Genomic DNA, 14,093 nt, shown 5'->3' with positions numbered 1-14,093 from the left:
CGCCCTTGACCGAGACGAGGGACCCCGTGGACCCGTTCCTGCCACCCGCCGGTACGCCCGTCCCCCCGCCCGCCGCCGCCCCCCTGCCGGTCCGGGGGCGGGGGCGTGGGCAGGGGCGGCCTGTGCGCCTCGGGCGGCTGCGGTCGCGCTCCGCTCCGTACGTGCTCGTCGCCCCGTTCTTCCTGCTCTTCGGGGCGTTCGGCCTCTTCCCGCTGGTCGCCACCGCCTGGGCCTCGCTGTTCCGGGTGGAGCTGACCGCGCCGGAGGCCCGGGAGTGGGTCGGGCTCCACAACTACGCCCGGCTGCTGCACGACGAGTTCTTCTGGAACGCCCTGTCCAACACCGTCGCCATCGGTGTCCTCGCCACCGTCCCGCAGCTGCTGCTCGCCCTCGGTGTGGCGCACCTGCTGGACGTACGGCTGCGCGGTCACCTCGCCTTCCGGGTCGTGGCGCTCGCCCCGTACGCGACCTCGGTGGCCGCGGCGACGCTCGTCTTCGCGCTGCTCTTCGGGCGGGACCAGGGGATGGTCAACTGGGTGCTGGGGCTCGTCGGGATCGCCCCGGTGGACTGGCAGAACGGCCCGTGGGCCTCGAAGGTCGCCGTCTCGTCGATCGTGATCTGGCGTTGGACCGGCTACAACGCGCTGATCTACCTGGCGGCGATGCAGACCGTCCCGCGCGAGCTGTACGAGGCGGCGGCGCTCGACGGGGCCTCGCGGTGGCGGCAGTTCCTGCACGTGACGCTGCCGGGGCTGCGGCCGGCGCTGCTCTTCACGGTGCTCGTGTCGACGATCGGAGCGACCCAGCTGTTCGGTGAGCCGCTGCTGTTCAACAGCGGGGCGGGCGCCTCGGGCGGGGCGGACCACCAGTACCAGACGCTGGGGCTCTATCTGTACGAGCAGGGGTGGGTGAACCTGCATCTGGGGCGGGCGGCGGCCATCGCCTGGGCGATGCTGCTGATCCTGGTGGTGGTGTTCGGGATCGCCCGGCTCCTCGGGCAGAGGAGGGCGGCCTGATGCGGACGGTGCGGGCGGGCTGGGGTACGTACACGCTCCTCGGTCTCTTCGCGGCGGTCTCCCTCTTCCCGCTGGTGTGGACGGCGGTGGCGGCCTCGCGGACGAGTACGCGGCTCGCGTCGGCGCCGCCGCCGTTCCGGTTCGGGCGGAACCTGCCGCGGAACCTGGGGATCGCCTGGGCCGAGGGTGGGCTCGGTGAGGCCCTCGCCAACACCACGCTGGTCGCGGGCTCGGTCGCGGCGGGCACGGTGCTCTTCTCGACGCTCGCCGGTTTCGCCTTCGCCAGGCTGCGGTTCCGGTTCCGGGGCGCGCTGCTGCTGCTCGTGGGGGCGACGATGCTGATCCCGCCTCAGCTCGGGGTCGTACCCCTCTATCTGCTGATCGCACGGCTGCAGTGGACGGACCAGCTCCAGGCGGTGGTCCTGCCCTCGCTCGTCTCGGCGTTCGGGGTCTTCTTCATGCGCCAGCACCTCCTCCGGGCGCTGCCGCCGGAGCTCCTGGAGGCGGCTCGGGTCGACGGGGCGGGGACGCTGCGGGTGGTGTGGCACCTGGTGTTCCCGGCGGCGCGGCCGGCGATGGCGGTGCTCGCGATGCTGTCGTTCGTGGCGGCGTGGAACGACTTCTTCTGGCCGGTCCTCGCGCTGACGCAGACCGGGAACCCGACGGTGCAGGTGGCGCTGACGGGGCTGGGGCGGGGGCATGTGCCGGACCAGTCGGTGGTGATGGCGGGGGCGCTGCTCGGGACGCTGCCGCTGCTCGTGGTGCTGGCGCTGTTCGGGCGGCACATCGTGGGCGGGGTGATGCGGGGCGCGGTGAAGGGCTGAACACCGCGAGAAGCCTCTCCGCTTGCCCGCACCGCCCGTACCCGCTCTTCCCGCTCTCCCCTACCGCCCGCTCACCCGTTCGGGCGAGGCAATGATCCACTTCCCCGCTCCCCCCTGTTAGCGTCCCCTTATGTCCAATATCCTCACATTTAGCCCCTCTTGGGCGCGGTGAGGGCCGATGGGGATCCTGCGTGACCATCCCGAACTCGCCCTCTTCCTCTGCCTCGCCGCCGGCTACCTCGTCGGCAAGCTCCGGGTCGGCCCCATCACCCTCGGCGGCATCTGCGGCACCCTCATCGTCTCGCTGCTCCTCGGAGCCTGGGCGAAGGTCACCGTCTCCGACGACGTGAAGACGATCTTCTTCGCGCTGTTCATCTTCTCGCTCGGCTACATGGCGGGACCGCAGTTCTTCTCCAACCTCAACAAGAAGAGCCTGCGCTTCTTCGCCCTCTGCCTCATCGAGGTCGTCTGTGTCGTCGGCATCGCCCTCGGCCTCGCCGGGGCCTTCGACCTCGACGTCGGCACCGCCGCCGGCATCCTCGCCGGCGCCGCCACCGAGTCGGCGGTCGTCGGTACGGCCACCGAGGCCATCGGCAAGCTGTCCGACCTGACGCAGGAGCAGATCACCCAGTACCAGGGGCACGTGGCCACCGCGTACACGGTCTGCTACCTCTTCGGCCTCATCACCATCGTCATCTACACCAGCCAGATCATGCCGATGATGCTGCGGATCAACCTCCGCGACGCCTCCCGCGAGCTGTGGGAGAAGATGCGCGGCTCCGGCGGTGGCCTGGAGTCCGACGAGCGCGAGGCCCTCCCCGGCATGGTCGGCCGGACCTTCCTGGTCACCCACGCCGACGGCACCAGGGTCGGCGACCTGGAGCGCTCACTCGGCGGCCGGGTCACCGTCGAGGCGGTGAAGCGGGGCAGCAAGGTCCTCACCCCTCCCCCGCCCGGCTTCGAGCTGACCCTCTCCGACCTGGTGCTCACCGTGGGCAGGCGGGCCAACATCATCGAGGCGGGGCGGGTCATCGGCCCCGAGACCCCGGCCGTCCCCGGTCTCGACACCCCGCTCGCGACCACCGAGGTCTCGCTCACCGACAAGGCCGTGGTCGGCAAGTCCCTGGACACCCTCGCCAAGGAGCACCCGGAGTTCACCTCCGGCGGGGTGTACGTGACGGACGTCCTGCGCAACGACCAGCATCTGCCCGCGACCCCGGAGACCGTCGTCCACCGCGGTGACGTCCTGACCCTGGTCGGCGCCCGCTCGGGCCTCGGCAAGCTGGCGTCCAAGGTCGGCGCGGTCGTGAAGAACGACGCCACCGACTTCATCTACCTGGGGCTCGGAATCGTCTGCGGTTCGCTCCTCGGGCAGGTCGTGGTGAAGTTCGGCGACGTCCCGATGTCGCTCGGCACGGGCGGCGGCTGTCTGATCTCCGGACTGCTCTTCGGCTGGTTCCGCTCCCGTACGCAGACCTTCGGCGCGTTCCCCCCGCAGGCCGCCGCCACCCTCAAGGACATGGGCCTCGCGATCTTCATCGCCTGTACAGGTCTGGTGTCGGGCCCGCAGGCATGGCCGCTGCTCAAGGAGTACGGGGCGCTGCTGCCGTTCGCGGGGATCGCGATGGTCCTGGTGCCCGCGACGATCTCGCTGATCGTCGGCCGCAAGCTCCTGAAGATCGAGAAGCCGCTGCTCATCGGCGCCATCGCGGGCCAGCAGTGCTCGACCCCCGCGATCACCTCGATCACGCAGGTGGCCCAGAGCTCGGTCCCGATGCTCGGCTACACGATCACCTACACGCTCTCGAACTTCCTGCTCCCGCTGACCGGCCCGCTCCTCGTCGGCGTCCTCGGAGCGTAGGAGGGCGCACGACCCGACGAACGTGATCCCCGCCCCCTGACGGAAATGAGAGTCCGCCGTGCCCAAGACCACCTTCACCCGCGAGGAGATCAAGTCCTTCGCGCAGCTCTCGCCGTTCGAGCTGAAGGACAAGTTCATCCAGATCGCGCAGGCCGCGCAGGCCGGCAAGCCCGGCCAGAAGGAGAAGTCGCAGACGCAGATGCTCAACGCGGGCCGTGGCAACCCGAACTGGGTCGCCACCGGCCCCCGCGAGGCCTTCTTCGCCCTCGGGTACTTCGCGCTGTCCGAGTCCCGCCGGGTGTGGACCGCCGACAACCTCGGTGGCATGCCCGAACTCCCCGGTTCCGGCGCCCGCTTCGACACCTTCGTACGGCAGCACCCGGACCTGCCGGGGATCGAGCTGCTCCAGAGGTGCGTGGAGTACGGGGTCGAGCGCTTCGGCTTCGACAAGGACGCGTTCCTGCACGAGCTGACCGACAGCACGATCGGCGACAACTACCCCGTACCGGACCGGATCCTGACCCACACCGAGCAGGTCGTACGCGGCTACCTCGCCGACGAGATGTTCGACAAGCGGCCGCCGGCCGGGAACCTGTCGCTCTTCGCGACCGAGGGCGGCACGGCCGCCATGTGCTACATCTTCGACTCCCTGATGAAGAACGGGATCCTGAGGAAGGGCGACCGCATCGCGCTCATGGTGCCGGTCTTCACCCCGTACATCGAGATCCCCGAACTCGACACGTACGCCTTCGACGTCGTCACCGTCAGCGCGAGCCTCTTCGCGGAGACCGGGGTGCGCGAGTGGCGCTACCCGGCCGAGGAGGTCGAGAAGCTGGCCGACCCGGCGGTGAAGCTGGTCTGCGTCGTCAACCCGTCCAACCCGCCGTCCCTCGCGCTGAGCGAGCGGGTGACGCAGCAGATCAAGGACATCGTCGCCGGCCCGAACCCGAACCTGCTGATCGTCACGGACGACGTGTACGGCACCTTCGTCGAGGGCTTCCGCTCACTCGCCGCCGATCTGCCGCGCAACACGCTCCTGGTGTACTCGTACTCCAAGCACTACGGCTGCACCGGGCACCGGCTCGGCGTCATCGGCCTCCACGACGACAACGTCATCGACGAGATGATCGCGAACCTGCCGGGGGCCGAGAAGGACCGCCTCGCCAAGCGGTACGGCACGCTGAGCCTGGAGCCGGGGAAGATCCGGTTCATCGACCGGCTCGTGGCCGACTCCCGCCAGGTCGCCCTCAACCACACGGCGGGGCTCTCGCTCCCGCAGCAGGTCATGATGACGCTGTTCTCCCTCTTCGACCTGCTCGACGAGGGCCAGGCGTACAAGGAGAAGATCCGGGGCATCGTGCGCCAGCGCCTCGACCTGCTCCTCGAAGGCGCCCGGATGAAGATCGCCGACGACCCGAAGCGGGCCGGGTACTACATCGAGCTCGACCTCCTCGCGGAGGCGGAGCGGGTCCACGGGAAGGACTTCGCGGACTTCCTGGAGAAGAACTACGAGCCGGTCGACCCGCTGTTCCGGCTGGCCGAGCAGACCAGCGTCGTCCTCCTCAACGGTGGCGGCTTCGACGGCCCCGAGTGGTCCGTACGCGTGTCGCTCGCCAACCTCGACGACCTGGACTACCTGAAGATCGGCCACCATCTGCGGGCGATCTTCACCGACTACGCGGAGGAGTGGAAGGCCGCACGGGCGTAGTACGGGCGTGGCACGGGCGTACGGGAGTAGGGAGACGGCCGACGCCAGGTCGACGTCCGACAGCCGCCAGCGTGATCCGTTCCGGCCGGTCACGCTGGCGGCATGACGACGAACTCCCCCACCACCGACTCGACGGCAGTCCTGACCGGCATGTACGCGGCGGAGGCCGCCTACCTGGCGGCCGGCGGCCCCGGCAAAGCCTCCTTCGCGCCGCTCGCCCCCTCCTTCGCGCCCGACGTGGTCCTCCACCAGGCCGCCGCCCTGCCGTACGGCGGGACCTGGCACGGACACGCGGGCCTGGAGCGCTTCTTCCTCACGATGAGCCGGGTGTGGGAGTCCTTCGACATGACGGAACAGGAGTTCCTCGCCACGGGCCCCACCGCGGTGGTCCTCACGCGCGTGCGTGCCCGCGCCCGCGCCACCGGCCGCGAGCTGACCTTCCCGATCCTCCAGACGATCACCGTGCGGGACGGCCGGATCGCCGAGGTCCGGCCCTTCTACTGGGACACCTCGGCGATCGCCGACGCCTGCGCGGTACGCCCGTCGGCGGCCGGGTAGGGGTGCGCGCCCCGGCCGGCGGTGGGGTGGTTCCGGCCGGGGCGCGCGGTGTGGGGGGCCTGGGGGCCTGCCTCCTACTTGTAGGCGGCGAAGGCCTTCGTGAAGGCCAGGGGCTGCTGGAGGATCGAGGAGCAGGTGGCGTCCGCGTAGTTCACCGCGCCGGCCGCGCACTGCTTGTCGCGGGTCGAGGACCACATCGACAGCCAGCCGATGCCCTTGGACTTCGCGAAGTCGACGAGCTGGGTGGCGTCGTCGACCGTGAAGATCTCGGTGACGACGTCGTTCACGCCGATCATCGGGGTGACGGCGACGGCCTTCCAGGCGGCCGCGTCGGAGAGCCCGAGGACGCCCTTGATCTGCGCCTGGGTCGCGGTCGCGGCCTGGATGGCGTACGTGCCCATGTCCGCGCTGTACGCCGGGCCGTAGTCCATCGCCATGATGTTGACGGCGTCGACGCGGACGCCGTTCCGCTTCGCGTCGGCGAGCAGGTCGACGCCGGGCTGGGTGAGGCCCTCGGGCATGACGGGCAGGGTGAAGGAGACGTTCAGGCCCGGGTGGGACTTCTGGAGCTGGGCGATCGCCTGCGAGCGGCGGGTGTTGGCGGCGGTGTCCGGCAGGGCCGCGCCCTCGACGTCGAAGTCGACCTTGGTCAGCTTGTACTGGTCGATGACCTTGCCGTACGCGGCGGCGAGCGCCGAGGACGAGGAGCAGTTCAGGGCCAGCTCGTGGCCGGCTGCGCCGCCGAAGGAGACCCGGACGTCACCGCCCTTGGCGCGAAGCGCGCCGATCTGGGCCGCGACCTTGTCGTTCGCCAGGTCGGTGACCCCGCCCCACAGCGGGGCGCAGGCGCCGCCGGAGGTGATGAAGGCGAGGTTGAACTCCTTCACGCCCGTGGCGTCGGCGGTCGCGAGCAGGTCGTACGCCGGGTAGAGCGAGGTGTCGACGTAGGGGGCGTACTTCGCGGCCGTGACGGGGGCGCCGGTCGAGGTCGCGGTGGGCGTCGGGGTGGGGGTCGGGGCGGTGGTCGGCGCCGTCGTCGTGGTGGCGGTCGGCTTCGGGCTCGTGGTGGCCGTGGCGGTGGGCGTGGGCGTGGCCGTGGCGCTCGGGCTCGCGGTCGCCGACGGGGAGGCCGTCGCGGTGGGCGGGTCCGTGGGGCGGCCGCTGGGCGTGGGGGCGGTGCCGCCGGCGGAGCAGGTCGCCTTGTTGATGAGGCAGTTGGCGGGGTCGCCGGCCTCTCCGGCGGCTGAGGTGACGAAGCCGACGGTGACGGACTGGCCGGGGGCCAGCTGCTTGTTCCAGCTCGCGGGCTTCACGGTGACGTGCCGGCCGGAGACGGTGTGCTCGCCGTTCCAGAGGGACCCGATGGTCGTCCCGGCCGGGAGGTCGAACTCCAGGGTCCAGTCGGCCTGGGCGGTGGAGGTCTCGTTGGTGACGACGTACTGGCCGGTGTAGCCGCCGGTCCAGGCGCTGGTACGGGTGTACGCGGCGCCGACCGCGGCGGCCTGGGCCGTGCCGGTGAACGCGAAGACGGCGCCGCCGACGACCGCCGCCGCGACGACCGCTCCGACGGCCTTGGTCCTGGTGCTCGCCCTGCGCCGGTGCGAACTGGTGCCCATCGCGTGCCTGCCTCTGCGTACTGGGGGGAAGGGGGTGCGGCAGCACGCTAGCGACTGGAAAACGGACAAAAAGGTGTCCGGGGGCGCGGGCGGGGATCCTTAGGATCCGCTTAAGGAAGGCATCGGAACCACGAAAGGTTCCGCTCCGTACGGCTCACGCGTCGGCGGCCCTGCGGGTCCCCGTACCCCCGCGTCGGCGGCGGGCCGGGCGGCGGCCCGGGCGTCCGGGCGTGCCGCCCGAGCGGCGCCCGTCGAGGCCGATCCAGACGCGGACCTCCGTACCACCGAGGACCGAGTGTCCGATGCGGACGTCGCCGCCGGTGGTCTCCGCCATCCGTCGCACGATGTCGAGGCCGAGACCCGTGGAGCCGTCCCTGGCACCGCTGTTGCCGCGGGCCAGGGCGGCGGCGGGGTCGGCGATGCCGGGGCCCGCGTCCGAGACCAGGACGATGACGGCGTCGTCGCCGTTGTGGAGGTCGATCGAGAAGGCGGTGCCCTCGGGGGTGTGCCGGAAGACGTTGCCGAGGAGGGCGTCGAGCGCGGCGACGAGTTCGGGGCGGGCGACCGGGATACGGACCGGGCGCTCGACGCCCGCGACCCGTACCCGGCGGCTCTCGTCCTCCGCGAGTGCCGACCAGAACTCCATCCGCTCGCGCACCACTTCGGCGGCGTCGCAGCCCGCGCCCGGACCGGTCGCCTGGGTCTGCGGCTTCGCGTCGCGGGCGGTGCGGATGATGATGTCGACCTCGCGCTCCAGCTGTTCGACGGCCGCGCGGGTCTGGTCGGCGGCCGGACCCGAACCGAGCGAGGCCGCGTTGAGCCGGAGCACGGTGAGCGGGGTGCGGAGCCGGTGGGAGAGGTCGGCGGCCAGTTCGCGCTCGTTGGCGAGGAGTTGCACGACCTGGTCGGCCATGGAGTTGAAGGCGACGGCGGCCGACTTGAGTTCGGGCGGCCCCTCCTCCGGGACCCTGGCGCCGAGCCTGCCCTCGCCCAGGTCGTGGGCGGCGCCCGCGAGCCGCTGGGCGGGCCGGACCATGCGGACGCCGAGCCGGTCGGCGACGGCGACGGAGCCGACGATCAGGGCGATGCCGACACCGGCGAGGACCAGCCAGGCGGTGGCGACACCGTTGGACACCTCGCCCTCGGGGACGAACAGCTCGACGACGGCGACCTTGCCGCTGCTGAGCGCGGTGGGCTGGAGCAGCGCGAAGCCGCCCGGGACCTCGGCGATGGAGGCCCGGCCGAGCCTGCGGGTCGTCGCGAGCTCCTCCTCGCCTGCCCGACGGGTGCCGATCTCCAGGTCGGTGGTGCCGGGTTCACCGGCGGGGACGTGGACGGCGAGCCGTCCGGCGGCCCCGTCCTCGGTGGTGGCGACGGCCTTGTCGAGTTCGTCGCGGTCGGTGGTGATGGCGAGGACGGGCGCGAGCCCGGCGGCCCGCCGTTCGGCGTTGGAGAAGGCCCGGTCGCGGGCCATCTCCTTGACGACGAGCCCGAGGGGGACGGCGAAGGCGACGACGACCATGGCGGTGACGGCCAGCGACACCTTGACGAGCGCCCACCTCACGGCCGCGGCTCCGGTTCCTGCTGCCGCGGCGGCTCCAGCTTCACGCCGACCCCGCGCAGGGTGTGCAGATAGCGGGGCCGGGCGGCCGTCTCCCCCAGTTTCCGCCGCAGCCACGACAGATGGACGTCGATGGTCTGGTCGTCCCCGTACGACTGCTGCCACACCTCGGCGAGCAGCTCCTTGCGCGGGACGACGACCCCGGGCCGCCCGGCGAGGAAGGCGAGCAGGTCGAACTCGCGCCGGGTCAGGTCGAGCGGCGTCCCGTCGAGCTCCGCCTGACGGCGCAGCGGGTCGACGGTGAGCCCGCCGACCCGGAGCGCCCGGGACGGCGGCGCCTCGCCCGCCGAGGCCCGCGCCCTGCGCAGGACGGCGGCCATCCGGGCCGAGAGGTGGTCCACCGAGAAGGGCTTCACGAGGTAGTCGTCGGCCCCCGCGTGGAGGAGCCGTACGATCTCCGCCTCGTCGTCCCTGGCGGTCGCGATGATCACCGGTACGTCGGTGATCCCGCGCAGCATCTTGAGCGCCTCGGACCCGTCCAGGTCGGGCAGTCCGAGGTCCAGGACGACCACGTCGAAACGGAAATGGGCGACCTCGCGCAGCGCCTCCAGGGCCGTGCCGACGCTCCGTACGGTGTGGGAGGCTTCGGACAGCTGCCGGATGAGGGCGGAGCGCACGAACTGGTCGTCCTCGACCACGAGCACACTTGCCATGGGCCGCACCGTACGCCATTCGGGTGAGGGCAGGTATGGACCACCCTCCGGTACGGGTCCCCTCGGCGTGGTGCAGTATGGCCCCGATGCGAAGAGGACTCGTTCACGCCCTGGCCTGGTCGCTCGCCACCGGCGCGGCGGTCACCCTGTCCTGGTGGGGGGTGCACACGGTGCTGTCCGGCACGGTGTACGACCCTCCGCGCGCGCTTCCCCTCCCGGCCGGCAGCGCCGACGAACCGGTCTCCGCCGGCAGCGACCCGCTGACCTCCTCGACCCGGCGGCCCGGCACCACCGAGCCCTCCGCGCCCTCCGCGCCCGCGACGGCGAAGCCCACGCCGAGCGGCGGCCGCACGACCCCGGCCACGCCCACGGCGACCCCCTCCCGGCCGGCGAAGCCCACGACGGGCGCTCCCCCGACCACCACCCCGCCCGACTCCGCCTCGAACGTGAAGAGCTACACGGTGGACGGCGGCCGGGTCGCCTTCGACCTGGGTGCGACGTCGGCCGAGCTGGTCTCGGCGATCCCGGCCTCCGGCTGGCAGATGCAGGTGTGGAAGCAGCCGAGCTGGATCCGGGTCACGTTCACCGCGGACGGCCGCGAGCTGTCCGTCTTCTGCGTCTGGCACGACACGGCCCCCCGCGTGGAGATCGCGGACCGCGCGACCTGAGGCGTCCGGTCACACGGTCAGCGGAAGACGGACGCGGGCGGTACGGGTGAGGGCTTGGCGCTCGCGTCGGTGACCGGCGCCGCTCCCCCGGCGAAGTCGGCGAGGGCGCGCCCGTGTTCGACCCGGCCCGGGTGCGGGTCGGTGGCGACCCGGCGGGTCAGCTCGGCCACCGGCAGCTCCCGGTCGGAGGCGAGCAGCACCGCGTTGCCGAAGCGGCGGCCGCGCAGCACCGTCGGGTCGGCGGTCAGCGCGAGCTCGGGGAAGACGGCGGCGGCCGTGGCGATCTGGCCGCGCAGATGGGTCAGGGGCGGGCCGTCGGCGAGGTTCGCCGCGTAGAGGCCGCCGGGCTTCAGCACCCGCCGCACCTCGCCGAGGAACTCGGTGCTGGTCAGATGGGCCGGGGTGCGGGCCCCGCTGAACACGTCGGCGATGACGAGGTCGGCCCAGCCGTCCTGGATCTTGGCGAGCCCGGCGCGGGCGTCGGTGGAGCGGACGCGGATACGGGCTCCGCTGTCGAGCGGCAGCTCCCGGCGGACGAGCTGCACGAGGGGCCCGTCGACCTCCACGACCTGCTGGGTGGAGCGGGGCCGGGTCGCGGCGACGTACCGGGCGAGGGTGAAGGCGCCGCCGCCGAGGTGGACGACCTGGAGCGGCCGGTTCGGCGGCGCGGCGAGGTCCGCGATGTGGCCGAGGCGCCGCTGGTACTCGAAGGCGAGGTGGGCCGGGTCGTCGAGGTCCACGTGGGACTGCGGGGCGCCGTCGATGAGCAGCGTCCAGGCGCGGGGACGTTCCCGGTCGGGTATGAGTTCGGCGAGCCCGCCGTCGACGGTCTCGACGACGGAGGCGGCGGCCGCCGCCCGGTCGCGCTGCTTGTTCCTGGCCACGGACCCATTATCCGGCCAGTCATGAGGGGTCCGGTCATCCGGCCGGCCATGGGGGCCCGGTTGTCCGGCCAATGATGAAGGGTCCCGCCCGCGGCGGGCCCGCCGCCTCAGTGGCAGCCGTCGGCGGCCTCGATGAGGCGGGCCGCCTCGCCGAGCGCCTTCCGGAGGACGGCGGGGTCGGTGACGGGGTCGGTGTCTCCCGGCGGCAGCAGCCAGCCCGTGGGGCGGGGCGCGTCGCCCGTCGGTTCGGGCAGTTCCGGCAGCTCGGGGAGGCGGAGGCCGCGCCCCGAGGTCCGCGTACAGGCGCTGCCCGGCATGTCCCAGGCGGCGGCGGTGCCCGGCGGCACCAGGAAGCCGAGGGTGTCGCAGGCGCCGTCGTGCACGACGGGGCCGACGGCGGGAGCGGCGCCGCGTCGCAGGATGTCCACGGCCTCCAGGCCCTGCCGGACGGGGACCGTCACCAGGTCCCAGGCTCCGGCGTCGGGCTTGGGCCCGTCGGCCTCCGGGGCGGGTGCGTGCCACGTGGCCGACTGCGAACCGATCTCCGACATGGGGACCCCTCCTCGCTCCTGAGGAGACACGTTCCGTCTCTCCCTTTACGGTTCAACGCCCGTCGGCGTCAACGGCTACGGCGCCATGCCGCCGCAAAGGATGGCAGTTCATGGCAGATCACAGGCGAGATATCCGATTTGTAGCCAAACTCTGCGTACGCGTCCGGTCACAGCAGGTACGTTCCTGTGCTGCCGGACCACCACCGGCAGCACAGGAGAGGGCTCGGCCATGGCGACGTCACGGGCAGTTCCCAATCTCGCCTTCCGCCGGCTCCGCGGACAGCAGTCGCCGGCGGAGTTCGCCGCGGCGGTCCGCCGGGCGGCGCGGGAGATCGGCGAACAGGTCGCGTGCGACGCCCGCTACATCGGGCGCGTGGAGGCGGGCGAGATCCGCTGCCCCAACTACGCGTACGAACGGGTCTTCCTGCACATGTTCCCCGGACTCGGCCTCGCCGACCTGGGGTTCTCCGCGCGGGAGACGGTGCGCGGCCGGCGGCAGGCCGTACCGGCCGGGGCAGCGCCTCCCGCCGCCATCACCACCCGGAACGATGAGGAGAGCGACGTGCTGCGTCGCGCATTCATGACGAGCGGCTCCGCCACCCTGGCGGCCGCCTCGCTGGGACTCGGCGGCCCCGCCGTCGCGATCCCCACCCCCCGCGGGGTCCACCGCATCGGAGAGGCCGAGGTGCGGGCCGTCGAGGACGCCGTACGGCAGATCCGTCTGCTCGACGACCGGCACGGCGCCGACGGGCTCTACAAGGTCGCCGCCCAGCCGCTGCGTGCCGCGTACGCGCTGCTCGACACGGGCACCATGACCCGCCGCTCCACCGAGGACCGGCTGCACGCGGGCGCGGGGGAACTCTCCCTCTCCGTCGGCTGGCTGGCTCACGACTCGGGGAGGCACGAGGACGCGCGCTCGCACTACGCGGAGGCCCTCGCCACCGCGCGCGTGTCGGGAAACTCCGGAAACGCGGCCCTTGAGGCGCACGCCTTCTGCAACACGTCCTTCCTGGCCAGGGACACGGGCCGGTACCGCGAGGCGGTGCGGGCGGCGCAGGCCGGGCTGCGGGCCGCGCAGCCGCTGGACTCGGCCCGGCTGCTGTCCCTGCTGTCGCTGCGGGAGGCGGGCGCGTGGGCGGGGCTCGGCGACAGGTCGGCCTGCGAGCAGGCACTCGGCCGCGCCCACGGCTTCTTCGACCGGGGCCCCGCCGAGGGCGATCCCGAGTGGATGTCGTTCTTCGGGGAGCCGGAGCGGGAGGCCCTGGAGGCCCAGTGCTGGTCGGCCCTCGGCGACTGGGGCCGGGCGGCCCGGCACGCCCACCGGGCCACGGTCCTGCAGAACCCGCACTTCGCCCGGAACCTGGCGCTCTACCGCGCCCACCTCGCCAAGAACCTGGCGCACGCCGGACGCCCCGACGAGGCGGCGGCGGAGGCGAAGCGGGTGGTGGACTCCCTGGACGGCATCGCCTCGGCCCGGATCCGCGGGATGCTCTCCGAGACCCGCCAGCTCCTCGCCGCGTACTGAGGAACGCCTCTACTCCAGGTGGCCGGTGTCGTTCCAGCGCTCGACCGCCGGGGCGCCGTACGCCCAGCCGAGGACGGAGAGGCTCGTCGGGTCGAGGCGGATGCGGGAGGCGAAGGAGACGTCCTCGCCGAGCCAGCGGGCGCCGATCGAGCGCAGGATGTGGCCGTGGGCGAAGACCAGCACGTCACGGTCGGCCGAGCGGGCCCAGTTCACGATCTCGTCGGCGCGGTCCGAGAGCTGCGCCAGGGTCTCCCCCTCGGGGACGCCGTCGCGCCAGATGAACCAGCCCGGCTGGACGGCCTGGATCTCGGGCGGGGTCATCCCCTCGTACGCCCCGTAGTCCCACTCCATCAGCGCGTCCCACGGCTCGGCCCGGTCGGCGAAGCCGGCGAGCTCGCAGGTCTCGCTCGCGCGGACCAGCGGGCTGGTGCGCACCTCCACGCCGGGCAGGCCCTGCCAGGGACCGCGGTGCAGGCGCTCGCCGAGCAGCTTCGCGCCGCGGCGCCCCTCGTCGAGCAGCGGGATGTCGGTCCTGCCGGTGTGCCGGCCGAGAAGTGACCACTCGGTCTGGCCGTGCCGGGCGAGCAGGATGCGCGGTGCCATGGGAA

Annotated in this window: 13 protein-coding genes; 7 read left to right on the top strand and 6 right to left on the bottom strand. The window is 72.6% G+C overall.

The window, feature by feature from the left end; genetic code table 11:
• Window positions 1–5 precede the first annotated feature (5 nt).
• From ACIRB7_RS05875 to ACIRB7_RS05855, 5 genes are all read left to right on the top strand, one after another.
• Window positions 6–1,016 carry a carbohydrate ABC transporter permease gene (locus tag ACIRB7_RS05875; protein ID WP_403592927.1) on the top strand — a complete coding sequence of 337 codons (1,011 nt, stop codon included), beginning with the start codon at window positions 6–8 and terminating at the stop codon, window positions 1,014–1,016.
• Window positions 1,016–1,840: a carbohydrate ABC transporter permease gene (locus ACIRB7_RS05870; RefSeq protein WP_403592924.1), complete on the top strand. Its 825-nt coding sequence runs from the start codon at window positions 1,016–1,018 to the stop codon at window positions 1,838–1,840. The genes ACIRB7_RS05875 and ACIRB7_RS05870 overlap by 1 nt, the downstream gene beginning before the upstream one ends.
• A 178-nt stretch (window positions 1,841–2,018) precedes the next feature.
• A complete protein-coding gene (gene aspT / locus ACIRB7_RS05865) occupies window positions 2,019–3,701 on the top strand; it encodes an aspartate-alanine antiporter (RefSeq protein WP_403592921.1) in 1,683 nt (560 codons plus the stop codon).
• A 58-nt stretch (window positions 3,702–3,759) separates the two neighbouring features.
• On the top strand, window positions 3,760–5,409 hold the full coding sequence (locus tag ACIRB7_RS05860; RefSeq protein ID WP_403592919.1) for a bifunctional aspartate transaminase/aspartate 4-decarboxylase: 1,650 nt from the start codon (window positions 3,760–3,762) through the stop codon (window positions 5,407–5,409).
• Between the two features lie 102 nt (window positions 5,410–5,511).
• Window positions 5,512–5,967: a nuclear transport factor 2 family protein gene (locus tag ACIRB7_RS05855; RefSeq protein ID WP_403592916.1), complete on the top strand. Its 456-nt coding sequence runs from the start codon at window positions 5,512–5,514 to the stop codon at window positions 5,965–5,967.
• Between the two features lie 74 nt (window positions 5,968–6,041).
• Here the strand turns inward: ACIRB7_RS05855 and ACIRB7_RS05850 are convergent, their stop codons facing one another.
• The 3 genes from ACIRB7_RS05850 to ACIRB7_RS05840 all read right to left on the bottom strand — a co-directional run bounded on the left by ACIRB7_RS05850 (window position 6,042) and on the right by ACIRB7_RS05840 (window position 9,857).
• Window positions 6,042–7,583 (bottom strand): cellulose binding domain-containing protein, encoded by a 1,542-nt coding sequence (locus tag ACIRB7_RS05850; protein WP_403592913.1) that lies wholly within the window; start codon window positions 7,581–7,583, stop codon window positions 6,042–6,044.
• A 154-nt stretch (window positions 7,584–7,737) separates the two neighbouring features.
• The gene (locus tag ACIRB7_RS05845; protein WP_403592910.1) at window positions 7,738–9,147 is read right to left on the bottom strand and encodes a sensor histidine kinase; all 1,410 of its coding nucleotides are present in this window, start codon (window positions 9,145–9,147) and stop codon (window positions 7,738–7,740) included.
• Window positions 9,144–9,857, bottom strand: coding sequence for a response regulator transcription factor (locus ACIRB7_RS05840; RefSeq protein ID WP_403592907.1), 714 nt, complete (start codon window positions 9,855–9,857; stop codon window positions 9,144–9,146). The genes ACIRB7_RS05845 and ACIRB7_RS05840 overlap by 4 nt, the downstream gene beginning before the upstream one ends.
• Before the next feature lie 77 nt (window positions 9,858–9,934).
• Between ACIRB7_RS05840 and ACIRB7_RS05835 the strand changes: the two genes are divergently transcribed.
• Window positions 9,935–10,525, top strand: a complete 591-nt coding sequence (locus tag ACIRB7_RS05835) for a hypothetical protein (protein WP_403592904.1) — start codon at window positions 9,935–9,937, stop codon at window positions 10,523–10,525.
• A 17-nt stretch (window positions 10,526–10,542) separates the two neighbouring features.
• Here the strand turns inward: ACIRB7_RS05835 and ACIRB7_RS05830 are convergent, their stop codons facing one another.
• Window positions 10,543–11,409, bottom strand: coding sequence for a spermidine synthase (locus ACIRB7_RS05830; protein WP_403592901.1), 867 nt, complete (start codon window positions 11,407–11,409; stop codon window positions 10,543–10,545).
• A 107-nt stretch (window positions 11,410–11,516) separates the two neighbouring features.
• Window positions 11,517–11,960, bottom strand: coding sequence for a hypothetical protein (locus ACIRB7_RS05825; RefSeq protein ID WP_403592898.1), 444 nt, complete (start codon window positions 11,958–11,960; stop codon window positions 11,517–11,519).
• Window positions 11,961–12,189: 229 nt separating this feature from the next.
• Between ACIRB7_RS05825 and ACIRB7_RS05820 the strand changes: the two genes are divergently transcribed.
• Entirely contained in the window at window positions 12,190–13,485 is a 1,296-nt protein-coding gene (locus ACIRB7_RS05820) for a tetratricopeptide repeat protein (RefSeq protein WP_403592896.1), read from the top strand.
• 9 nt (window positions 13,486–13,494) lie between these two features.
• Here ACIRB7_RS05820 and ACIRB7_RS05815 read toward each other — a convergent pair whose 3' ends face one another.
• On the bottom strand, window positions 13,495–14,088 hold the full coding sequence (locus tag ACIRB7_RS05815; RefSeq protein ID WP_403592894.1) for a histidine phosphatase family protein: 594 nt from the start codon (window positions 14,086–14,088) through the stop codon (window positions 13,495–13,497).
• Window positions 14,089–14,093 lie beyond the last annotated feature (5 nt).

The organism is Streptomyces sp. NPDC093795 (genome assembly GCF_044764665.1).
Lineage (GTDB): Bacteria > Actinomycetota > Actinomycetes > Streptomycetales > Streptomycetaceae > Streptomyces.
The sequence above is the reverse complement of the archived record's forward strand: the minus strand, read 5'-3'. Positions and strand labels throughout refer to the sequence as shown.